Origin of the sequence: Streptomyces sp. NPDC060194, from assembly GCF_042728285.1 — a bacterium.
GTDB lineage: Bacteria > Actinomycetota > Actinomycetes > Streptomycetales > Streptomycetaceae > Streptomyces.
On sequence record NZ_JBHWZH010000104.1, the window covers coordinates 1 to 21,611 of the forward strand.

Sequence of the window (21,611 nt, forward strand, 5' to 3'; positions counted from 1 at the left end):
ATCACGCCCCGGCCCCCTTCCCGCCCCGCCCGCCGGGCTCAGCGCTTCGCGTCCGCCCACTCCCGCTGGACGGCCAGGTCCGCCTTGACCTCGGCGAGCTGCACGGCGACGGCGGACGGCGCCGTCCCGCCCCGGCCGCTCCGCGAGGCGAGCGCGCCGGGGACGTCCAGGACCGTGCGGACCTCCGGCGTGAGGTGCTCGGAGATCTTCGCGAACTGGTCGTCCGTCAGCTCGTCCAGCTCGATGCCCTGCTGCTCGCAGACCTTGACGCACTCCCCGGCGACCTCGTGCGCGACCCGGAACGGCACGCCCTGCCGGACCAGCCACTCGGCGATGTCGGTGGCGAGCGAGAAGCCGGCCGGTGCCAGCTCCTCCATCCGCTCCCGGTGGACGGTGAGGGTCGCCATCATGCCGGTGAACGCCGGCAGCAGGACCTCCAGCTGGTCGCAGGAGTCGAAGACCGGCTCCTTGTCCTCCTGGAGATCGCGGTTGTAGGCGAGCGGCAGGGCCTTGAGGGTCGCGAGCAGCCCGGTGAGGTTGCCGATGAGCCGGCCGGACTTGCCCCGCGCCAGCTCGGCGATGTCGGGGTTCTTCTTCTGCGGCATGATCGACGAGCCGGTGGAGAACGCGTCGTGCAGGGTGACGAAGGAGAACTCCTTCGTGTTCCAGAGGATGACCTCCTCGGCGATCCGCGAGAGGTTCACCCCGATCATGGCGGTGACGAACGCGAACTCGGCGACGAAGTCGCGGGACGCGGTGCCGTCGATGGAGTTGCCCACCGAGCCGCGCTCGAAGCCGAGGTCCGCGGCGACGGCCTCCGGGTCGAGCCCCAGCGAGGACCCGGCGAGCGCGCCGGAGCCGTACGGCGAGACCGCGGTCCGCTCGTCCCACTGCCGCAGCCGCTCGGCGTCGCGGGAGAGCGACTGGACGTGCGCGAGGACGTGGTGGGCGAAGAGGACCGGCTGGGCGTGCTGGAGGTGGGTGCGGCCGGGCATGGCGGTGTCGGGGTGGGCCTCGGCGAGTCCCACCAGCGCGTCCTGGAGGTCGGCGACCAGGCCGCCGATGATCCGGGCGTGGTCCCGCAGGTACATCCGGAAGAGGGTCGCGACCTGGTCGTTGCGCGAACGGCCGGCCCGCAGCTTGCCGCCGAGGTCGGCGCCGAGCCGCTCCAGGAGGCCGCGCTCCAGCGCGGTGTGGACGTCCTCGTCGGCGATCGTGCCGGTGAACGAGCCGTCGGACACGTCCGCCAGGAGCCGGTCCAGGCCCTCGTGCATCCGGGTCAGCTCGTCGTCGGTGAGCAGACCGGCCTTGTTGAGGACGCGGGCGTGGGCGCGGGAGCCGGCGATGTCGTACGGGGCGAGGCGCCAGTCGAAGTGGACGGACGCGGAGAGCTTGGCCAGGGCCTCGGCGGGGCCGTCGGCGAAGCGGCCGCCCCAGAGCCGGACGTCACCGCTGTTGTTGCTGCTCAACTCATCGCTCCTCGGACGATCGGGCACACCGTGCAGTAGGCATAAGTATGCAGTGCACCGTATGTTTCGTCAAAGCGCGGGCGTCGCGTCCACGCACTGGAATGCGCGGCGGGGCGTCACCCGCCGCTCCGATAATCACCCCATGGGAAAGCTGTACGAACGGATCGATGCCAGACTCCGCGCCTTCATCGAGGACCAGCCGGTCTTCTTCACCGCCTCCGCCCCGCTCTCCGGTGACGGGCACGTCAACCTCTCGCCGAAGGGCCGGGCCGGGACGCTCGTCGTGATCGACGAACTGAACCTCGCCTACCTGGACTTCGGCGGCAGCCACGCCGAGACCATCGCCCACCTGCGGGAGAACGGCCGGATCACCCTGATGTGGTGCGCGTTCAGCGGACCGCCGAAGATCCTCAGGGTGCACGGCACCGGCGAGCCCGTCTTCCGCGACGACCGGCGCTGGGAGGAGCTGGTGAAGCTCTTCGGCGACGCGGACGGTCCCGCAGCTCGGGCGATCGTCCTCGTGCGGGCCGAGCGGGTCAGCGACTCCTGCGGGTTCGCGGTGCCGTTCATGGCGTACGAGGAGGAACGCACCCTGCACGCCGAGTACTTCGGCCGGAAGACGGACGAGGAGTTCGCCGCGTACTGCGAGGGCAAGGAGTACGTCGGGCAGAGCGTCGACGGCCTGCCCGCCCTGCCGCTGCCGGTGCCGCTGCGGGAGAGCTGACCCGGCGGCGTCAGCGGGCGGTCTGGGCGAGCCGGAGCAGGTGGTCGGCGAGCGCCTGGCCGCCCGCCGGGTCGCGGCTGATGAGCATCAGCGTGTCATCGCCGGCGATGGTGCCGAGGATGTCGTGCAGCTCGGCCTGGTCGATGGCCGAGGCCAGGAACTGGGCGGCGCCGGGCGGGGTGCGGACGACGACGAGGTTCGCGGACGCCTCGGCGGAGATGAGCAGTTCGCCGGAGAGCCGCTTCATCCGCTCCTCCTTCGCCGACTCCCCCAGCGGGGCCTTGGGCGTGCGGTAGCCGCCCTCGCTGGGGACGGCGTAGATCAGCTCGCCGCCGGTGTTGCGGATCTTCACCGCGCCCAACTCGTCGAGGTCCCGGGAGAGCGTCGCCTGGGTGACGCTCAGCCCGTCGTCGCTGAGCAGGCGCGCCAACTGGCTCTGCGAGCGCACCGGTTGGCGGTTGAGGATGTCCACGATCCGCCGGTGCCGGGCGGTGCGGGTCTGCGGCACGGCGGGGCCGCCGTGCTCGTACTCGTGCGCCTCGGTCATCGTCGTCGTCCCACTTCCGGTTCAGCCTTCCGCGTGTGCCTGGTCGAGCACGCCCGGCAGCGCCCGCAGCAGGGCGTCCACCTCGGCGTCGCCGATGAGGAGCGACGGCATCAGCCGTACGACATCGGGGGCCGGCGCGTTGACCAGGAAGCCGGCGTCCTGGGCCGCCTGCTGCACGCGTGCCGCGGACGGCCCGGTGAGCACGATACCCAGCAGCAGCCCGGAGCCGCGGACGTGGGACACCAGGGGGTGTCCGAGCCCCTCGACGCCCTCGCGGATCCGCTCGCCGGTCCGCTTGACGTCGTCGAGCCGCCCGTCGAGGACGGAGAGCACGGCGAGACCGGCCGCGCAGGCCACGGGGTTGCCGCCGAAGGTCGAACCGTGGTGGCCGGGGTGGAGCAGCTCGGCGGCCGCGCCGAAGGCGACGGTGGCGCCGATGGGGAGCCCGCCGCCGAGCCCCTTGGCGAGGGTGACGACGTCGGGGTCGACGCCGTCGTGCGCCTGGTGCTCGAACCAGGTGCCGCAGCGGCCGATCCCGGTCTGCACCTCGTCGAGGACGAGCAGCGTGCCGGTGGCCCGGGTGATCTCGCGGGCCGCCTGCAGGTATCCCTCCGGCGGGACGACGACGCCCAGTTCGCCCTGGATCGGCTCCAGGATGACGAACGCGGTGTCGGTGGTGACGGCGGCGCGCAGGGCCTCGACGTCGCCGTAGGGGACGTGGGTGACGTCGCCGGGGAGGGGCGTGAAGCCCTCCTGCTTCGTCAGCTGGCCGGTGAGGGCGAGCGAGCCCATGGTCCGGCCGTGGAAGCCGCCGAGGGTGGAGACCATGTGGGTCCGGCCGGTCAGCCGGCCGATCTTGAAGGCGGCCTCGTTGGCCTCCGCGCCGGAGTTGGCGAAGTAGACCCGGCCGTCGGGGCGGCCGAAGAGCTGGAGCAGCCGCTCGGCGAGGGCGACCGGCGGCTCGGCGACGAACAGGTTGGAGACGTGCCCGAGCCGGGCGACCTGCGCGGAGACGGCCTCGACGACCGCCGGGTGGGCGTGGCCGAGCGCGTTGACGGCGATGCCGCCGACGAAGTCGGTGTAGCGGCGGCCGTCGGCGTCCCAGACCTGGGTGCCCTGGCCGCGGGTCAGGGCGAGCCGCGGGGTGCCGTAGTTGTCCGTGAGCGCGTTCCGCCAGCGGCCGGTCAGTTCCTGGTTGCTCATGACTCCCCCTCGGCGTGCGGCGCGGCGGCGGGCTCCGGGTCGGGCACGACCATGGTGCCGACGCCGTCGTCCGTGAAGATCTCCAGCAGGATCGAGTGCGGGACGCGGCCGTCGATGACCCGGGCGGTGTTGACCCCGTTGCGCACCGCGTGCAGGCAGCCCTGCATCTTCGGCACCATCCCGCTGGCCAGCTCCGGCAGCAGCTTCTCCAGCTCGGTGGCGGTGAGGCGGCTGATGACGTCGTCGCTGTTCGGCCAGTCCTCGTAGAGCCCCTCGACGTCGGTGAGGACCATCAGGGTCTCGGCGCCCAGCGCCGCAGCGAGAGCCGCAGCCGCCGTATCAGCATTGACGTTGTAGACATGGCCGTCGTCCTCCGAGCGGGCGATCGAGGAGACGACGGGGATCCGGCCGTCCGCGAGCAGCGCGGCGATCGCGCCGGTGTCGATCGCGGTGATCTCGCCGACCCGGCCGATGTCGACGGCGGCCCCGTCGATCCGCGGGAAGTGCTGGGTGGCGGTGATGGTGTGGGCGTCCTCGCCGGTCAGGCCGACGGCGAGCGGGCCGTGCTGGTTGAGCAGCCCGACCAGCTCGCGCTGTACCTGCCCGGCGAGCACCATCCGGACCACGTCCATCGCCTCGGGCGTGGTGACCCGCAGGCCGGCCTTGAACTCGCTGACCAGGCCGTGCCGGTCGAGGGCCTTGTTGATCTGCGGGCCGCCGCCGTGCACCACGACGGGCTTGAGGCCGGCGTGGTGCAGGAAGACGACGTCCTGGGCGAAGGCCGCCTTCAGGTCCTCGTCGATCATGGCGTTGCCGCCGAACTTGACCACGACGGTTTTGCCCTGGTGGCGGGTCAGCCACGGCAGCGCCTCGATGAGGGTCTGCGCCTTGGGCAGCGCGGTGTGCTTGCGGGCGCTCATGACGAGTACGCGCTGTTCTCGTGGACGTAGTCGGCCGTGAGGTCGTTGGTCCAGATGGTGGCGCTCTCGTCGCCGGCGGCCAGGTCGGCGGTGATGACGATCTCGCGGAAGCGCATGTCGACCAGGTCGCGGTCCTCGCCCACTCCCCCGTTCCTGCACACCCAGACGCCGTTGATGGCGACGTTCAGCCGGTCGGGCTCGAAGGCGGCGCGGGTGGTGCCGATGGCGGAGAGCACCCGGCCCCAGTTGGGGTCCTCGCCGTGCAGGGCGCACTTGAGGAGGTTGTTGCGGGCGATGGAGCGGCCCACCTCGACGGCGTCGTCCTCGGTGGCGGCGTTCACGACGTCGATCCGGATGTCCTTGCTCGCGCCCTCGGCGTCGCCGATGAGCTGCCGGGCGAGGTCGGCGCAGACGGTCCGCACGGCCTCGGCGAACGCGGCCTCGTCGGGGGTGGTGCCGGACGCGCCGGAGGCGAGGAGCAGCACGGTGTCGTTGGTCGACATGCAGCCGTCGGAGTCGGCGCGGTCGAAGGTGGTGCGGGTCGCGGCCCGCAGCGCGCGGTCGAGGCCGGGGGCGTCGACGTCGGCGTCGGTGGTGAGCACGACGAGCATGGTGGCGAGGCCGGGGGCGAGCATGCCGGCGCCCTTGGCCATCCCGCCGACGGTCCAGCCGGGGCCCTCGTGGACGCTGGTCTTGTGGACGGTGTCGGTGGTCTTGATGGCGATGGCGGCCTTCTCGCCGCCGTGCGCGGAGAGGTCGCCGGCGGCCTTCTCGATGCCGGGCAGCAGCTTGTCCATCGGCAGGAGCACGCCGATCAGCCCGGTGGAGGCGACGGCGACCTCGCCGGCGCCGACCCCGAGGACCTCGGCGGCCTTCTCGGCGGTGGCGTGGGTGTCCTGGAAGCCCTGCGGGCCCGTGCAGGCGTTGGCGCCACCGGAGTTGAGGACGACGGCGGCCAGCTCGCCGGCCTTGAGGACCTGCTCGGACCACAGGACCGGGGCGGCCTTGACGCGGTTGGAGGTGAAGACGCCCGCGGCGGCGCGGCGGGGGCCGGTGTTGACCACGAGGGCCAGGTCCGGGTCGCCGCTGGTCTTGATCCCGGCCGCGATGCCCGCGGCCGTGAATCCCTGTGCTGCCGTGACGCTCACGGTGCCACTCCGATCGTGGGGAGTCCGATGTGCTCGGGGAGTCCGAGCGCGATGTTCATGCTCTGGATCGCGCCGCCCGCCGTGCCCTTGGCGAGGTTGTCGATCGCGCTGATCGCGATCACGCGGTGGGCGTGCGCGTCGAACGCGACCTGTACGTGCGCCGCGTTGGAGCCGTACACCGAGGCCGTCTGCGGCCACTGCCCCTCGGGCAGCAGGTGAACGAACGGCTCGTCGGCGTACGCCTTCTCGTAGGCGGTGCGGACGTCGGCGGCGGTGACGCCGGGGGCGGCCCTGGCGCTGCAGGTGGCGAGGATGCCGCGGGGCATCGGGGCGAGGGTGGGGGTGAAGGAGACGGTGACGCTCTCGCCCGCGACGGCCGAGAGGTTCTGGCTCATCTCGGGGGTGTGCCGGTGGCCGCCGCCGACGCCGTAGGGGGTCATCGAGCCCATGACCTCGCTGCCGAGGAGGTGCGGCTTGGCGGCCTTGCCGGCGCCGGAGGTGCCGGAGGCGGCCGTGATCACCGCCTCCGGTTCGGCGAGGTGGGCGGCGTAGGCGGGGAGCAGGGCGAGGGTGACGGCGGTCGGGTAGCAGCCGGGGACGGCGATGCGCTTGCTGCCCGCCAACGCCGCGCGCGCGCCCGGCAGTTCGGGCAGGCCGTACGGCCAGGTCCCGGCGTGCGGGGAGCCGTAGAACCGCTCCCAGTCGGCCGGGTCCTTCAGCCGGAAGTCCGCGCCCATGTCGACGACGAGGACCCGGTCGCCGAGCTGCTCGGCCACCGCGGCGGACTGCCCGTGCGGCAGGGCGAGGAACACCACGTCGTGACCGGCGAGCACCTCGGGGGTCGTCGGCTCCAGGATCCGGTCGGCGAGCGGCAGCAGGTGCGGCTGGAGCGCGCCGAGCCGCTGCCCGGCGTTGCTGTTGCCGGTCAGGGCGCCGATCTCGACACCCCCGTGGCCGACGAGCAGCCGCAGGGCCTCACCGCCCGCGTACCCGCTCGCTCCCGCCACTGCCACCCGCACGGTCATCCGTCACCCTCCTCGTCGATGGCACGACTATACGGGTGAGTGCATTTTTATGCAATCAGCCCGGCGTGTGCCCCGGGCCGGGCGGGCGTGGCGGGCGTGCCAAAATGGGGCGCATGACGACCAAGGCCTACTTCGACATCACCATCGACGACGAGCCCGCCGGGCGGATCGTGTTCAACCTCTTCGACGACGTCGTCCCGAAGACGGTGGAGAACTTCCGCGCGCTCGCCACCGGCGAGAAGGGCTTCGGCTACGCCGGCTCCAGCTTCCACCGGGTGATCCCCGAGTTCATGCTCCAGGGCGGCGACTTCACCCGCGGTGACGGCACCGGCGGCAAGAGCATCTACGGCGAGAAGTTCGCCGACGAGAACTTCCAGCTCAAGCACACCAAGCCCGGCCTGCTCTCGATGGCCAACGCGGGCCCGAACACCAACGGCTCGCAGTTCTTCATCACCACCATCGTGACCTCGTGGCTCGACGGCAAGCACGTCGTCTTCGGCGAGGTCGCCGACGAGGACAGCATGGCCCTCGTGAAGAAGATCGAGAGCTACGGCTCCCAGAGCGGCCGCACCAAGGCCAAGGTCACCATCTCCGAGTCCGGCGTCCTCTAGCCGCCGCTCCCCCGCGGGTCCGGACGGGCCGGCCGACGTTCCCCGTCGGCCGGCCCTTCCCGTTCTTCCGGGCGCCGCCCGAGGGCCGCGTGCACGGCGGCGGCGAGCAGGTGGAGCGCGGCGGCGGCCGTCAGGGCGACGGTCACGGACCGGTCCGCGAGCAGGCCCCCGAGCGCGGCGCCGCACCCGAACGCGGTGAGCTTGAGGCTCGCCCCGGTCGTGACGACCCGGGCCAGGAGCCCGGCGGGCGTCTCCCGGTGCCGCACGGCGAACAGCGCGGTGAGCTGCGGGCCGTCGACGAGCCCGAGCAGGATCACGGCCGCGACGAGCACGGCGGGGTGACCGGCCACCGCGGCCGTCAGGAGCGCGGCCGCGGTCAGCAGCGGGCCGTACCCGAGTACGGTGTCGGGGCGCAGCAGGGCCGGCCTCCGCGCGAGCACCGCGTTCGCGGCGAGAGCCGACAGTGCGACGGCCGGGAGCAGTACCGCCGCCCCGAGGTGGGCGCCGCCGAGTGTGCGGGCGGCGAGCAGCGGGACGGTCGCGACGAGTGCGCCCTCGCCGGCGCAGGTGAGCACACTGGTCGACGTGGCCCGCCGCAGCGGGGGGTGGCGCACGACGAGCATCACCCCGGCGGTCGGATCCGCACCCACGACCCGCCCGCCGGCGCCCCGCGCCGCCCGCAGTCCCCAGGCCACCGGCGCGGCGCACCCCACCAACGCGACCGCCGCTCCCACCGCCGCCCCGGCCCCGCCCACCGTCGCCACCACCCCCGCCAGCGCCGGACCCGCCAGCCCGGCGACGTTGTACGTCAGCGCGTCCCACGCGGACGCCCGCGCCAGCCCCTTCTCCCCGACCACCTCCGGCAGCCGAGCCGTCCAGCCACCCGCCACCGCCGGCCCGAGCAACCCCGCACCCCCCGCGACCAGCAGGCAGACGGCCGACGGCGCCCGTCCGATCGCGAGCACCAGGACCGCGAGCGCCGCCGCGTACCCGGCGAGCGCCCCCGCCAGCAGCCGCCCGGGCCGGGGCGAACGGTCGAGCAGCACCCCGACGGCCGGCCCTCCGACCGCGGCGGTGACGGTGAGCGCGCCGAGCAGCGCGGAGGCGGAGGCGGCCGACCCGGTCGCCGCGAGCCCGACGAGCAGCAGCGCCGGCCCGGACATGTCGTCGCCGGTCCTGGCGACGGCGGCGGCCGACAGGAACAGGGGCGTGCGGTAACGGCTTCTCATCTTCGCGACGTTACGAACGTGACGCCGTTCACCGCTAGATGCGTTACATTCGGCCGATGCTGCCTCGCACCGCTCCCGCGCGGACCGTCGATCTCGTCAACGCCCTGGCCGAGGACGGCGTGTCGGCGGACGTGGTCGCCGCCGTACTGCTCGCTCACGGCGAGAGCGGGCCCATCGATCTCACCGGCGAGCAGCTGGCCGAGCTGCGCGCGGCCGCGCTGCTGGTGCGGGAGGTGTTCGCCGCACCGAGCGTCGCGGAGGCGGCCGCACGCCTGAACCGCCTGCTCGCCACCCGCACCGGTCCGCTGCGGCTCACCTCCCACGACGGGTCGACGCCGTGGCACCCGCACCTGGACAGCGACGACGAGGCGCCCTGGGGCGAGTGGTTCCTCGCGTCGTCGTGTCTGGCGCTGACCGTGCTGATCTGGGACCGGCAGCGGCCGCCGGGCGGGGTGTGCGCGTCGGGCGGGTGCGGCCGGGTGTTCGTGCATGCGGGTGGGGGGCCGGTCAAGCGGTACTGCTCGCGGCGGTGTGCGACCAGGGTGCGGGTGGCCGAGCACCGGAGGGGGCGGAATTCCGGTGGGGGCCGGGGCGCGGGGGCGTAGGGTCGGGGGTATGGCAGCAGACGAGGGTGCCGTGCGGGTGGACACGTGGGTCTGGTCGGTGCGGTTGACGAAGACGCGGTCGCAGGCGGCCGCGGCGTGCCGGGCGGGGCACGTGAAGGTGAACGGGGCGCAGGTGAAGCCCGCGCAGGCGGTCAAGGCCGGGGACAGGGTGCGGGTCTTCCACGCGGGCCGGGAGCGGATCGTCGAGGTGAAGCGGCTGGTGAGGAAGCGGGTGGGACCGCCCGTCGCCGTCGAGTGCTACGTCGACCACAGCCCGCCGCCCCCGCCGCGCGAGTCCGTCGCCGCGGTGCCGGTGCGCGACCGGGGCGCCGGCCGCCCCACGAAGCGGGACCGGCGGGAGCTGGAGCGGCTGCGGGGCCTGGAGCTCGGGCTGAACGGCGGCCGACCGCGGGGCGCGCCGCCCGGGACGTAGGCTGCGACGGGGCCGCCCGACGACGCTTGCCCCGAGGAGCACCGTTTCGAGGAGGACCGCCCCGATGCACCCCGTACCCGACGCGCTGACCTGGCTGGCCGGAGGCTGGCTGGTGCAGCGGGAGGTGCGGGACCTCGCCTCGGGGGACGAGGGCGCTTTCACCGGCCGCACCGAGTTCACCGCCCGGCCCCCGGACGCCGGTCTGCTGCACCACGAGTCGGGCGCGTTCACCTGGCAGGACGCCACCCGCCCCGCAGAGCGGACCCTGCTCTACGTCCCGGGCGCGGTGCCGGGGACCATCGACGTGCGGTTCGCCGACGGCCGACCGTTCCACGACCTGGACCTGCGCACGGGCCGCCACCGTACGCACCACCCCTGCGCCGCCGACCGCTACGACGGCGAGTTCACCGTCACCGGCCCCGACGCGTTCCGGACGGTGTGGCGGGTGGGCGGCCCGGCGAAGGACCTGCTGCTCGTGACGGAGTACCGCCGCGCCTGACCGGGGGTCACCCCGTCGACGCCCGCAGCCGCCGCAGCCCCTCGGCGATCTCCCCTGCCCCCGCCACCCCCGCGTAGCTGACCCGGACGTGCCCGGCCGGCGGCTCCGCGGCGAAGTACGGGCGGCCCGCAGCGACCGCCACCCCGGCCCGCAGCGCGGCCTGGACGAACGCGGCCTCGTCGCAGCCGTCCGGCAGCCGCAGCCAGAGGTGGTAGCCGCCGGACGGGACGTGCGCGAGGGCCAGCTCGGGGAGGCCGCCTTGCAGCCCGGCCGCCATCGCGGTCCGCCGGGCCGTCAACTCATGCGCCACGGACCGCAGATAGCGGCTCCAACCGGTGGAGCCGACGAGTTCCAGGGTGGCCTCCTGCAGCGGCCGGGAGACGAAGAAGCTGTCGACGACCTGGATGGCCCGCAGCCGCTCCAGGACCGGCCCGCGGGCGGTCACGCAGCCGATCCGCAGGCTGGGCGAGGTCACCTTGGTCAGCGAGCCGACGTGGACGACGTGCCCGTCCGGGTCGTCCGCGGCGAGCGGCCGGGGCAGCGGCCCGGCGTCGTCGTGCGCGAGCCGCCGGACGTAGTCGTCCTCCACGAGGAACGCGCCCGCCGCGCGGACCACTCGCAGGACCTCGCAGCGGCGCGGCCCCGAGAGCACCGCTCCGGTCGGGTTCTGGAACAGCGGCTGGCAGACGAACAGCCGCGCCCCGGTGGCGGCGAAGGCCCGTTCCAGCAGCTCCGGGCGCACGCCGTCGGCGTCGACGGGCACCGGGACGGGCCGCAGCCCGGCGGCCCTGGCGATCGCCAACAGGCCCGGATAGGTGGGGGATTCGACCAGGACCGGCGCACCCGGCGGGGCGAGCGCGCGCAGCGCGGTGGTCAGCGCGCTCTGCCCGCCGGCGGTGACGAGGACCTCCGCCGCCGTCACCGCCCCGCCGATCCCGCGGGCGAACCACTCGCGCAACTCGGGCAGGCCGTCGGTGGGCGGCCGCCCCCACGCCCCCGGCCGCCGCCCGGCGCGGGCGAGCGCGCCGGCCAGGGCCCGCTCGGGCTGCAGACTCGCGTGCAGATAGCCGCTGTTGAACTCGATGACCCCGCTCGGCGGCGCGGCGAGCGTGCTGAGCACCCCGGACGCGTCGACCGTGCGCGGGGCGGCGTCGGTCGCCCCGTCCGCGCTGAGGGCGACCTCCTGCCAGGAGGTGTCCCCGGCGGGGGCGGCGGCCGCCCTGGGCCCGGACCGGAAGGCCCCGGCGCCCGGCCGGGTGACGACGAGTCCCTCCGCGGCGAGCTGGGCGAGGGCCCGGGAGACGGTGACCGGACTGACCCGGAAGCGCTCGACGAGCGCCCGACTCGACGGCAGCTTCCCACCCTCAGGATAGCGGTTCAGCTCCCTTCGCAGGCTTTTCGCCAACTCACCCACACTGCTACGCTCGTTCATGACAACACAGAGTAGCGCTACCCGACGTGTCCCGGTAGCAGTTCCCTCCGCTCCCCCGGCCGGGCGCGCGTCCCGCTCCGGGGTCGCCCTGGCCGCCCTGGGCGTCGTCGCGTTCTCGCTGACCTTTCCCGGCACCGCGTGGGGCCTGGAGAGCTTCGGCCCCTGGCCGCTGACCGCCGCCCGGACCTCCCTCGCGGCCCTCCTCGCGCTCGGCTGCCTGCTCGCCCTGCGGGTCCGCCCACCCGAGCGGCGCCACCGGGCCGGACTCGCGGTCGTCGCCGGCGGCGTCGTCGTCGGCTTCCCGCTGCTCACCACCCTCGCCCTGGAGACCTCGACGACCGGGCACGCCGCGGTCGTCATCGGCCTGCTGCCGCTGACGACCGCCGCCTTCTCCGCCCTGCGCACGGGCCACCGCCCGTCCCGTACGTTCTGGGCCGCCGCGCTGGCCGGGGCCGCGGTGATCGTCGTCTTCACGGTGGCGCAGAGCGGCGGCTCGCTCTCGGCGGGGGACGCCTACCTGTTCGGGGCGCTGGTGGTCTGCGCCGCCGGGTACACCGAGGGCGGGCGGCTGGCCCGGGAGATGCCGGGCTGGCAGGTGATCGGCTGGGCGCTGGTCGCCTGCCTCCCGCTGGCGCTCCCGGCGGCCGCGGCGGGCCTCGCCCTGGAGCCGGCGCGGCTCTCCGTGCACGGGGTGGTCGGCCTCGCCTGGATCGCGTTCGGCTCGCAGTTCCTCGGCCTGGTGGTCTGGTACCGGGGGATGGCGGCGATCGGGGTGGCCCGGGCCAGCCAGCTCCAACTGGCGCAGCCGCTGCTCACGCTGGTGTGGTCGGTGCTGCTCCTCGGCGAGCGCCTCTCCCCCGCCGCCCCCGCGGCCGCCGTCGCCGTCCTCGTCTGCATCGCGGTGACCCAGCGCGCCCGGACGTGACGGCGGGCGCGCGGATCCGGCGGGACCGGGACGGCGGCCCCGCCGCGGGCACGCGGCGGCGCGCACGCAGGACGGCGGCCGGGCGGGAGGAGTGCTCCCCCCGGCCGCCGGCCCCGCCTCAGCTGTAGTGGTCGGCGACCAGCTTCGACACCGCTCCGAGCGGGTCGCTCTTCATGAACTTCGCCGAGTAGAAGATGTGCCCCTTCACCTCCGGCCGGCCCGCCGCCAGCGTCAGGTGCTTCGACAGCTCCGCCGGGTCCTGCCAGGCCGCCGGCTGCCCGGCGAGGCCGACCTTGTAGACCGCCTCACCGATGTACAGGTCGGTCCCGGTGCCCGCCGCGACGTCCGCCCACCACGGGATGAGCTTGGCGTAGTCGGCGACGGCCAGGCCGATGTTCCAGTAGAGCTGCGGGGCGATGTAGTCGATCCAGTTCTCCCGCACCCACTTGCGGGTGTCGGCGTACAGGTCGTCGTAGGTCTGCACCCCCGCCTGGGTGTCGGAGCCGAGGGCCGGGTCGGTGGCCTTGTTCCGCCAGACCCCGAAGGGGCTGATGCCGAACTTGACCCCCTTGCGGGTCTCCTTGATCCCCTTCGCCATGCCCAGGATCAGCTGGTCGGTGTTGTCCCGCCGCCAGGCCGCCTTGTCCGGGAAACCGGCGCCGTGACGGGCGTAGGCATCGTTGTCATCGAACGACTGGCCGGCCACCGGGTAGGGGTAGAAGTAGTCGTCGAAGTGGACCGCGTCGAGGTCGTAGCGGTGCACCGCGTCGAGCATCGCCTTCTGCACGAACTCGCGGACCTCGGGCAGACCGGGGTTGTAGTAGAGCTTCCCGCCGTAGGGCACCACCCACTCCGGGTGCAGCCGGGCCGGGTGGTCGGCGACCAGGCGGGAGGGGTCCGCGTGCATCGCGATGCGGTACGGGTTGAACCAGCCGTGCAGCTCCAGGCCGCGCTTGTGCGCCTCCTCCACGGCCGTCCCCAGCGGGTCCCAGCCCGGGTCCTGGCCCTGGACACCGGTGAGGTACTCCGACCACGGCTCGTACGACGACGGCCAGAACGCGTCGGCCGTCGGCCGGACCTGGAGGACCACGGCGTTCAGCCTGCGCGCGACGGCCACGTCGAGCTGGGCGATCAGCTCGGCGCGCTGCTGGTCGGCGGTGAGGCCGGCCTTGCTGGGGAAGTCGATGTTGACGACCGTCGCCACCCACATACCGCGCATCTCGTGCTTCACCTTCGGCACGCGGCCCGAGCCGCCCCGGGCCCGGTCCTCGGCGGCCGCCGGGCCGCCTGAGAGAACGATTCCGGAGACCACCGCGGCCGCTCCCGCGATGAGACTCCTGCGACCGAAAGCTCCCGAATGTGTCATCTTCCACCCTCTGATCGGTGAGTGTCTGTCAACCCGGCACGACATTCATCCGTAGGCCGGAGGTAACGTCAAGGGTCGTGGCGGGCGCCGGGGACCAAATGAGTGGACCTGCCCGCAAAGATCATCTGCGAAAGGCTGGACGTGACGGACTCCCTGACCGACATCACCCGTGTCGGAGTCGTGGGCTGCGGCCAGATGGGCGCGGGCATCGCGGAGGTCTGCGCCCGCGCCGGGCTCGACGTACGGGTCGCCGAGACCACCGGCGAGGCGCTGGAGATCGGCCGGACCAGGCTGTACAACTCGCTCTCCAAGGCCGCCGAGCGCGGCAAGATCAGCGAGGAGGAGCGGGACGCGACGCTGGCCCGACTCACCTTCACCACGGACCTCGGGGAGTTCGCGGACCGCGACCTGGTCGTCGAGGCCGTCGTGGAGAACGAGCAGGTCAAGACGGAGATCTTCCAGGTCCTCGACCAGGTGATGACCCGCCCGGACGCGATCCTCGCCTCCAACACCTCCTCCATCCCGCTGGTGAAGCTGGCCGTCTCCACGAGCCGCCCGGACCACGTCATCGGGATCCACTTCTTCAACCCGGCGCCGGTGCAGCAGCTGGTCGAGCTGATCCCGGCGCTGACCACCGGCGAGGAGACGATCCGCCGCTCCGAGGAGCTGGTGCAGAAGGTCCTCGGCAAGCACGCGATCCGCGCCCAGGACCGCTCCGGATTCGTGGTCAACGCGCTGCTCATCCCCTACCTGCTCTCCGCGATCCGGATGTTCGAGTCGGGCATCGCGAGCCGCGAGGACATCGACAACGGCATGGAGATGGGCTGCGCCCACCCGATGGGGCCGCTCAAGCTCGCCGACCTGATCGGCCTGGACACCGTGCGCTCGGTCGCGGACTCGATGTACGAGGAGTACAAGGAGCCGCTGTACGCCGCTCCCCCGCTGCTCCAGCGGATGGTCGACGCGGGGCGGCTGGGCCGGAAGACGGGGTCGGGGTTCTACCCGTACGCCTGAGCCCCGCCCCCCGCTCCCGGCGTTCACACCCGGTGTGAACGCCGGACCCGCATATGCCTCGCGCACACTCTCCCGCCCGGTCGGGCGCAGGGGTTGACTGGCCCTGATGGACAGTCAGGCGACGACATCTGCCGGCAGAGGAGCGGACCGTGACCAGCGAACCGGGGCACATCCCCGTGATATCCGAAGAGCAGGCCGAGTTGCGCCGCACCCTGGACGTGGGGCTCGCCCACGTCGACGGCCGGCTGGCCCTCCACGCGCAGCGGGTGGACCAGACGGCCAAGGACGTCGCGGAGCTGAACGCCAGAGTGGTGGCACTGGAGCACAACCGCTGGCCGCTGCCGGCGATCGCGGCGCTGACCGCGGTCGGCGCACTGGCGGTCGCGATCTGGCAGGCGATCGGCCGCTAGCCGAGCGCGCCACCGGTGGGCGCGTCAGCCCAGCCGCAGGTGGTGCAGGAGGAGGAGCGCGGCCGCCATGTTGGCGGCCGGCACCTCCCCGCGGGCCACCAGGTCGGGCACGAGCTTGAGGTGAACCCACTCCCGCCGGTCGGACTCGAAGTCGTCCGCCGGGTGGCCGGTCCAGCGGGCGGAGTCCGACCAGTAGATGTGGTGGCGGGCGTCGGTGAGCCCGTTCGCCGGCTCGACGGTCATCAGGTGCTGCAGCGGGCCGGGCCGCCAGCCGGTCTCCTCCTCCATCTCCCGGGCCGCGGCCGCCTCGATCTCCTCACCGTCCTCGACGACGCCGGCCGCCAGCTCCCAGCCCCAGCTGTCGGTGATGAACCGGTGCCGCCACAGCAGCAGCACCTCGTTGGCCTCGTTGACGGCCGTGGCCACGGCGACGGGGCGCAGCCGGATGAGGAAGTGGTCCAGGTGGCTGCCGTCGGGGAGCTCGACGTCCGCCAGGTTCACCTGGAACCACCGGTTCCCGTACACACTCTGTTCGTTGAGTTTTGTCCACTGCACGTTTCTGCCACCTTCCGATCGGTTGATGGCAACATGGCAGCAGGAATCGGGCTCAGAGCGGTACGCGCAGCGCCCCGTCGATGACTTCGGCCGCCTCTGCGGTACCGGCCGTTCCGCTCCGCACCAGGTGTTCGCGGACCGCGCGCAGGCGGTCGCGGAGCCGCTGCGACTCCATCCCGCGCGCCTGCTCGGCCATCCGGGTCGCGGTGACGACGGCCCGGTCGGGCTCGCCGGAGCGCAGTTCGACGTGGCTGAGCATGGCGAGCCGGTGCACGCGCCCCCGGTCGTGCGCCGGGGTGTCGACGGCGGCGGTGGCGTGCTCCCGCGCGGCCGGCAGGTCGCCCAGGCTCAGCAACGCCTCCGCCACCTGCACGTTGACCAGACCCGGCTGGACGTAGCCGGTCTCGTCCGGCTCGCCGGAGCGCGCGATGCGGCCCGCCGCCCGTTCCGCCCGCCGGATGCAGTCCAGCGCGGTCGTCGCGTCGCCGAGCCGGGCGTACGCCTTCGCCTGCATCGCGTAGAGGTCGGCGGCGAGGGCGTCGGTGATGCCGTGGCCGGCGGCGCGCAGCGCGGCCTCGGCGAAGGCCACGGCCTGCCGGTACTCGCGCAGGTGGAGCGCCTGGTTGACGAGCAGGGCGATGACGTAGGCGCCGAGGCCGCGGTCCCCGCTGGCCTTGGCGAGCCGTAACGCCTGGTGGAAGTAGCGCTGGGCGAGGCCGTGGGCGTTCGAGTCGTAGGCGCAGATGCCGGCGATGGAGACCAGTCCGCCGGTGGCGCGGTGCAGTTGGCGGCCGGTCTCGTCGGTGTAGGCGCCGCGGAGCAGCGGGGCGGTCTCGGCGTTGAGGAAGCCGACGATGCGGGTGCGGGTCGCCATGCCGCCGGCGCGGCGGTACATCTGCTCGTAGTGGGCCCGGGCCGAGCGCAGCATGTCGATGTCCGCGCGGGTGACCCGGGTGCGGCCGCCGCGCGAGACGTCTCCGTCCTCCGGCGGGTTCTCCCACTCCCAGACCGGCATCACCGCGGGGGTGCCGGTGACGGCGGGGGCGTCGATGACGTGCGGGCGCTGCTGCTCGTCGGAGCGCCAGAGCGCGGTCGCCCGCTCGACGAAGCCGGACAGCGGCGATCCGGCCGCCAGGGCCGCCGACTCGCCGCCCTGCCCGGGCAGGCCAAGGCCGATGTCGTCGAGGGTGACCGGGCGGTGCAGCCGGGCGGAGAACACCTCGCACAGCAGGTCGGGGACCTGGCCGCGCGGCCGCTGCCCCTTGAGCCAGCGGGAGACGGCGGTGTGCTCGTAGCGGAGCAGGAGGCCGCGGGCCGCGCCGGCGCGGTTGACGCGGGCGGCGAGCCCCGCGCGGGAGATGCCCGCCTCGTCGAGGATGGCGTCCAGAAGGGTGTTGGGCTGCATCGTTGCCCTCCGTCAGAGCGATGGAGCACAGAGTAGTCCCGAAACCCGAACGCACGGGGTGTGAACGGAACACCCGAGGCTCCGCGCCGCGCGCCTTCCGCGGCCGGGCGCGGACCGGTTGACTGGAACGCCTCCCGGGAGCCCACCCGCCCCCGGCGAGGCGACCGGGCCGTCGGCTCCCCCTCGTACAGTGCGACGGCCCGGTCCCCCGTCCGCCCCGCCGTGCCCGGCACTCCCTCGGCGGGGCGGGCACAGCGCTGGTGCAGGCCTTCCGCACACGCGCGAGGGGCGGACCCTTGCGGGCCCGCCCCTCGTCCATGCCGTACCGCGGCGGATCAGGCTCCGCGCAGCACCGCCCCGGTCCGCTCGTGGGCCGTGGCGACCGCGGCGTCGCGGGCCGCGGAGGCCTCCTCGGCCTTCAGCGTCCGGTCGGCCGCGCGGAAGCGCAGCGCGTACGCCAGCGACTTCCTGTCCGCGCCGAGCTGCTCGCTCGTGAAGACGTCGAACAGCCGCAGCGACTCCAGGAGTTCACCCGCGCCCTCGCGCAGCGCGCTCTCGACGTCGGCCGCCGGGACGGAGGCGTCGACGACGAGCGCCACGTCCTGGGTGGCGACCGGGAAGGTCGAGATGCGCGGGGCGACCACCACGCCGGCGCCCGCCTTCTCCAGGAGGCCGAGGTCGGCCTCCATGGCGCTGGTGCGCTCCGGCAGGCCGAACGCCTTGATCACCCGCGGGTGCAGCTCGCCGGCGTGCCCGACGAGCGTCTCCTCGCCGTCGATCACCGCGTACAGCGCGGCGCAGCGGCCCGGGTGCCACGGCTCGTGCCGGTCGGCCCGGACGGTCAGCTCGACACCGGCCTCGCGGGCGACCGTGCGGGCCGCCTCGACGGCGTCCGCCCAGTCGGCGCGGCGGCCCCGGCCCCACCAGCCGGCCTGCTCGCGCGCCCCGGCGAGCACGACGGCGACCCGGCGCGGCTGGTCCGGCAGTGCCGCGTCGAGGCCGGCGAGCTGCTCGTCGCTCGGCCGCCGGTCGACGGGCAGCCGCACGGGGGCGGTCTCCTGGCCGGTCGGCCGGAAGACCAGGCCGGTCTCGAAGAGCGCCAGGTCGTGGCTGCCGCGTCCGTCGTTGCGCCGCAGCGCGGCGAGGAGGCCCGGCAGCAGCGTGGTGCGCAGCGCGGGCTCCTGGTCGGAGAGCGGGTTGGCGAGCCGGACGGCCTTCCGGCGGGCGTCGTCGGCGGGCAGCCCGAGCTGGTCGAAGACCTGCTCGGAGAGGAACGGGTAGTTCAGCGCCTCGACGTACCCCGCGCCCGCGAGGGCCCGGCCGAACCGGCGGCGCAGCCGCTGGGAGGCGGTGAGTCCGCGCCCGGGCGGCGGGGTCGGCAGCGTGGAGGGGAGGTTCTCGTAGCCCTCCAGCCGGATGACCTCCTCGGCGAGGTCGTTGGGGTCGGTCAGGTCGGGCCGCCAGGACGGCACGGTGACCGTCAGGCCGTCCTGCCCGTAGACGTCGCAGCCGACCTGCTGGAGGCGCCGGACGACGGTCTCCCGCCCGTAGGCGACGCCCGCGACCCGGTCGGGGTGGTCGGCCGGGATGACGATGCTGTGCGGGGCGGCGGGTGCGCTGATCTCGGTGACGCCGGTACCGGCCGTGCCGCCGGCGAGCAGCACGAGCAGGTCGACGGTCCGCTGGGCGGCCGCTGAGGTCGCCTGCGGGTCGACGCCGCGCTCGAAGCGCCGGGACGCCTCGGAGGAGAGCTTGTGGCGCCGGGCGGTGCGGGCGATGGAGACCGGGTCGAAGTGCGCGGCCTCGACGACGATGTCGGTGGTGCCGGTGGACGCGCCGGTCTCCTCGTCCCGGGTCGGGGCGGCGATCTCGGTGTTCGCCCCGCCCATGACGCCGGCCAGGCCGATCGGCCCGCTGTCGTCGGTGATGACGAGGTCCTCGGCGTCCAGGACGCGTTCGGCCCCGTCGAGCGTGGTGATCTTCTCGCCGGGCGTGGCGCGGCGGACGCCGATGGTGCCCTCGACCAGGGAGCTGTCGTAGGCGTGCAGTGGCTGGCCGAGCTCCAGCATCACGTAGTTGGTGATGTCGACGGCGAGCGAGATGGGCCGCATGCCGGCCTTCTGCAGCCGGCGCTTGAGCCAGATCGGGCTGGCCGCCTCCGGGTTCACGCCGGTGACGGTCCGCGCGGTGAAGCGGTCGCAGCCGGCCCGGTCGGCGATCTCGACCGGGTAGCCGGCGCCGTCGGGCACGGGCACGTCGATGAGCGCCGGGTCGCGCAGCGGCAGGCCGTAGGCGGTGGCGGTCTCGCGGGCGACGCCGCGCATCGAGAGGCAGTAGCCGCGGTCGGGGGTGACGGCGATGTCGAGGACCTCGTCGACGAGTTCCAGGAGCTCGATCGCGTCGGTGCCGGCCTCGTGCTCCGGCGGGAGCACGATGATGCCGCCGCTGCCGTCGTCGCCCATGCCCAGCTCGTCGCCGGAGCAGATCATGCCGTGCGAGGTCCGGCCGTACGTCTTGCGCGCGGCGATCGCGAAGTCGCCGGGCAGCACCGCGCCGGGCAGGACCACGACGACCTTGTCGCCGACGGCGAAGTTGCGGGCGCCGCAGACGACCTCCTGCGGCTCGCCGGTGCCGTTGGCCTGACCGACGTCGAGCGTGCAGAAGCGGATGGGCTTCTTGAACCCGGTGAGCTCCTCGATGGTGAGGACCTCGCCGACGACGAGCGGGCCCTTGAGGCCCGCGCCGAGCTGCTCGACGGCCTCGACCTCCAGGCCGGCGGAGACCAGCCGGGCCTGGACGTCGCGGCCGGTCTCGGTGGCGGGGAGGTCGACGTACTCCCGCAGCCAGGAAAGCGGGACCCGCATCAGATCTCCATCCCGAACGGCCGGGTGAAACGGATGTCAGCCTCGACCATGTCTCTCATGTCTTCGACGTTGTGGCGGAACATCAGCATGCGCTCGATACCGAAGCCGAACGCGAAGCCGCTGTACTTCTCGGGGTCGACGCCGCAGGCGGTGAGCACCTTCGGGTTGACCATGCCGCAGCCGCCCAGCTCGATCCAGCCCTCGGAGGAGCAGGTGCGGCAGGGGCGGTCGGCGTTGCCGACGGACTCGCCGCGGCAGACGTAGCAGACCATGTCCATCTCGGCGGACGGCTCGGTGAACGGGAAGAAGTTCGGCCGCAGCCGGGTCTTCATGCCCGCCCCGAACAGCGCCTGCACCATGTGGTCGAGGGTGCCCTTGAGGTCGGCCATGGTCAGGCCCTCGTCGATGGCGATCAGCTCGACCTGGTTGAAGACCGGGGTGTGCGTGGCGTCGAGCTCGTCGGAGCGGTAGACCCGCCCGGGGCAGACGACGTACAGCGGCGGCTCGCGGTCGAGCATGGAGCGGATCTGCACGGGCGAGGTGTGGGTGCGCAGGACCAGACCCGCCTCGTCGGAGGACCCCTCTCCGGTGGCGCCCTCGACGAAGAAGGTGTCCTGCATGCCGCGCGCGGGGTGGTCGGGCCCGATGTTCAGGGCGTCGAAGTTGAACCACTCCGTCTCGATCTCGGGGCCCTCGGCGACCTCGTAGCCCATGGAGACGAAGACGTCCTCGATGCGCTCGGAGAGCGTGGTGAGGGGGTGGCGGGCGCCGGCGGGGACGCGGTCGTACGGCAGCGTGACGTCCACCGCCTCCTCGACGAGGACGCGCTCGTCGCGCTCGGCCTCCAGGACGGCCTGGCGGGCGGCGAGGGCCTTGTTCACCGCGCCGCGGGCCATGCCCACGAGCTTCCCCGCGGCGGCCTTGGCCTGGGGCGGCAGGGCGCCGATCTCGCGGTTGGCGAGCGACAGCGGCGAGGTGCCCCCGGCGTGCGCGCTCTTCGCCTGGGCGAGCGTTTCGAGGTCGCCGGCGGCGGCGAAGGCGGCGAGCGCCTCGTCCCGCATGCGCTCGATCTCTTCCGGTTTCAGTGCCTCGACCTCGACTGGGTCGTACGACTTGTTCGGTGCCGACATCTCTTCCCGTGCTTCCGGTTGGCTGGCTGAGGGCGACCCGCGGGGGCCGCGAACGTGCCTGGTGCGACCGGCACGGGGTGGGCGAACGCGCCCACCC

At 73.7% G+C, this 21,611-nt stretch carries 21 protein-coding genes; 8 read left to right on the plus strand and 13 right to left on the minus strand.

What is annotated here, in order from left to right; translation table 11 throughout:
• Positions 1–38 precede the first annotated feature (38 nt).
• Entirely contained in the window at positions 39–1,469 is a 1,431-nt protein-coding gene (gene argH / locus ACFWEG_RS21070) for an argininosuccinate lyase (protein ID WP_387217318.1), read from the minus strand.
• Between the two features lie 142 nt (positions 1,470–1,611).
• Between argH and ACFWEG_RS21075 the strand changes: the two genes are divergently transcribed.
• Positions 1,612–2,193: a pyridoxamine 5'-phosphate oxidase family protein gene (locus ACFWEG_RS21075; RefSeq protein ID WP_387217320.1), complete on the plus strand. Its 582-nt coding sequence runs from the start codon at positions 1,612–1,614 to the stop codon at positions 2,191–2,193.
• A 10-nt stretch (positions 2,194–2,203) separates the two neighbouring features.
• Here the strand turns inward: ACFWEG_RS21075 and ACFWEG_RS21080 are convergent, their stop codons facing one another.
• From ACFWEG_RS21080 to argC, 5 genes are read right to left on the minus strand one after another with little or no spacing between them, the layout of a single operon-like run.
• A complete protein-coding gene (locus tag ACFWEG_RS21080) occupies positions 2,204–2,740 on the minus strand; it encodes an arginine repressor (RefSeq protein ID WP_387217323.1) in 537 nt (178 codons plus the stop codon).
• A gap of 21 nt (positions 2,741–2,761) precedes the next feature.
• A complete protein-coding gene (locus ACFWEG_RS21085; RefSeq protein WP_387217326.1) occupies positions 2,762–3,943 on the minus strand; it encodes an acetylornithine transaminase in 1,182 nt (393 codons plus the stop codon).
• Positions 3,940–4,863, minus strand: a complete 924-nt coding sequence (argB, locus tag ACFWEG_RS21090; protein WP_387217328.1) for an acetylglutamate kinase — start codon at positions 4,861–4,863, stop codon at positions 3,940–3,942. The genes ACFWEG_RS21085 and argB overlap by 4 nt, the downstream gene beginning before the upstream one ends.
• Positions 4,860–6,011: a bifunctional glutamate N-acetyltransferase/amino-acid acetyltransferase ArgJ gene (gene argJ / locus ACFWEG_RS21095; protein ID WP_387217330.1), complete on the minus strand. Its 1,152-nt coding sequence runs from the start codon at positions 6,009–6,011 to the stop codon at positions 4,860–4,862. Before argJ ends, argB begins: the two co-directional genes overlap by 4 nt.
• Complete coding sequence (argC, locus tag ACFWEG_RS21100; RefSeq protein WP_387217332.1) at positions 6,008–7,036, minus strand: N-acetyl-gamma-glutamyl-phosphate reductase; 1,029 nt, start codon at positions 7,034–7,036, stop codon at positions 6,008–6,010. Before argC ends, argJ begins: the two co-directional genes overlap by 4 nt.
• A gap of 113 nt (positions 7,037–7,149) precedes the next feature.
• Between argC and ACFWEG_RS21105 the strand changes: the two genes are divergently transcribed.
• Positions 7,150–7,647, plus strand: coding sequence for a peptidylprolyl isomerase (locus ACFWEG_RS21105; RefSeq protein ID WP_387217335.1), 498 nt, complete (start codon positions 7,150–7,152; stop codon positions 7,645–7,647).
• Here the strand turns inward: ACFWEG_RS21105 and ACFWEG_RS21110 are convergent.
• Positions 7,644–8,876 carry an MFS transporter gene (locus tag ACFWEG_RS21110; protein WP_387217338.1) on the minus strand — a complete coding sequence of 411 codons (1,233 nt, stop codon included), beginning with the start codon at positions 8,874–8,876 and terminating at the stop codon, positions 7,644–7,646. The two genes, ACFWEG_RS21105 and ACFWEG_RS21110, sit on opposite strands and share 4 nt — an antisense overlap.
• Before the next feature lie 56 nt (positions 8,877–8,932).
• Between ACFWEG_RS21110 and ACFWEG_RS21115 the strand changes: the two genes are divergently transcribed.
• From ACFWEG_RS21115 to ACFWEG_RS21125, 3 genes are all read left to right on the plus strand, one after another.
• Entirely contained in the window at positions 8,933–9,481 is a 549-nt protein-coding gene (locus ACFWEG_RS21115; protein ID WP_387217341.1) for a CGNR zinc finger domain-containing protein, read from the plus strand.
• Positions 9,482–9,491: 10 nt separating this feature from the next.
• Positions 9,492–9,914, plus strand: coding sequence for an RNA-binding S4 domain-containing protein (locus tag ACFWEG_RS21120; RefSeq protein ID WP_387217343.1), 423 nt, complete (start codon positions 9,492–9,494; stop codon positions 9,912–9,914).
• A 64-nt stretch (positions 9,915–9,978) separates the two neighbouring features.
• Positions 9,979–10,413 carry a DUF6314 family protein gene (locus ACFWEG_RS21125; RefSeq protein WP_387217346.1) on the plus strand — a complete coding sequence of 145 codons (435 nt, stop codon included), beginning with the start codon at positions 9,979–9,981 and terminating at the stop codon, positions 10,411–10,413.
• Positions 10,414–10,420: 7 nt separating this feature from the next.
• Here ACFWEG_RS21125 and ACFWEG_RS21130 read toward each other — a convergent pair whose 3' ends face one another.
• Positions 10,421–11,845, minus strand: a complete 1,425-nt coding sequence (locus tag ACFWEG_RS21130; RefSeq protein WP_387217348.1) for a PLP-dependent aminotransferase family protein — start codon at positions 11,843–11,845, stop codon at positions 10,421–10,423.
• Between ACFWEG_RS21130 and ACFWEG_RS21135 the strand changes: the two genes are divergently transcribed.
• Positions 11,844–12,770 carry a DMT family transporter gene (locus tag ACFWEG_RS21135; protein ID WP_387217350.1) on the plus strand — a complete coding sequence of 309 codons (927 nt, stop codon included), beginning with the start codon at positions 11,844–11,846 and terminating at the stop codon, positions 12,768–12,770. The genes ACFWEG_RS21130 and ACFWEG_RS21135 overlap by 2 nt on opposite strands.
• Before the next feature lie 118 nt (positions 12,771–12,888).
• Here the strand turns inward: ACFWEG_RS21135 and ACFWEG_RS21140 are convergent, their stop codons facing one another.
• Complete coding sequence (locus ACFWEG_RS21140) at positions 12,889–14,136, minus strand: glycoside hydrolase family 10 protein (protein ID WP_387217352.1); 1,248 nt, start codon at positions 14,134–14,136, stop codon at positions 12,889–12,891.
• 153 nt (positions 14,137–14,289) lie between these two features.
• Here ACFWEG_RS21140 and ACFWEG_RS21145 point away from each other — a divergent pair, with 153 nt between their 5' ends.
• A complete protein-coding gene (locus ACFWEG_RS21145) occupies positions 14,290–15,150 on the plus strand; it encodes a 3-hydroxybutyryl-CoA dehydrogenase (protein WP_387217367.1) in 861 nt (286 codons plus the stop codon).
• Between the two features lie 149 nt (positions 15,151–15,299).
• Positions 15,300–15,560, plus strand: a complete 261-nt coding sequence (locus ACFWEG_RS21150; protein ID WP_387217355.1) for a hypothetical protein — start codon at positions 15,300–15,302, stop codon at positions 15,558–15,560.
• 24 nt (positions 15,561–15,584) lie between these two features.
• Here ACFWEG_RS21150 and ACFWEG_RS21155 read toward each other — a convergent pair whose 3' ends face one another.
• The 4 genes from ACFWEG_RS21155 to pheS form a co-directional block, all read right to left on the minus strand.
• Positions 15,585–16,115, minus strand: a complete 531-nt coding sequence (locus tag ACFWEG_RS21155) for an NUDIX domain-containing protein (RefSeq protein ID WP_387217357.1) — start codon at positions 16,113–16,115, stop codon at positions 15,585–15,587.
• Between the two features lie 52 nt (positions 16,116–16,167).
• Complete coding sequence (locus ACFWEG_RS21160) at positions 16,168–17,520, minus strand: transcriptional regulator (RefSeq protein WP_387217359.1); 1,353 nt, start codon at positions 17,518–17,520, stop codon at positions 16,168–16,170.
• Between the two features lie 335 nt (positions 17,521–17,855).
• A complete protein-coding gene (gene pheT, locus ACFWEG_RS21165) occupies positions 17,856–20,384 on the minus strand; it encodes a phenylalanine--tRNA ligase subunit beta (RefSeq protein WP_387217361.1) in 2,529 nt (842 codons plus the stop codon).
• On the minus strand, positions 20,384–21,514 hold the full coding sequence (gene pheS / locus ACFWEG_RS21170) for a phenylalanine--tRNA ligase subunit alpha (RefSeq protein ID WP_387217364.1): 1,131 nt from the start codon (positions 21,512–21,514) through the stop codon (positions 20,384–20,386). Before pheS ends, pheT begins: the two co-directional genes overlap by 1 nt.
• Between the last annotated feature and the right edge of the window lie 97 nt (positions 21,515–21,611).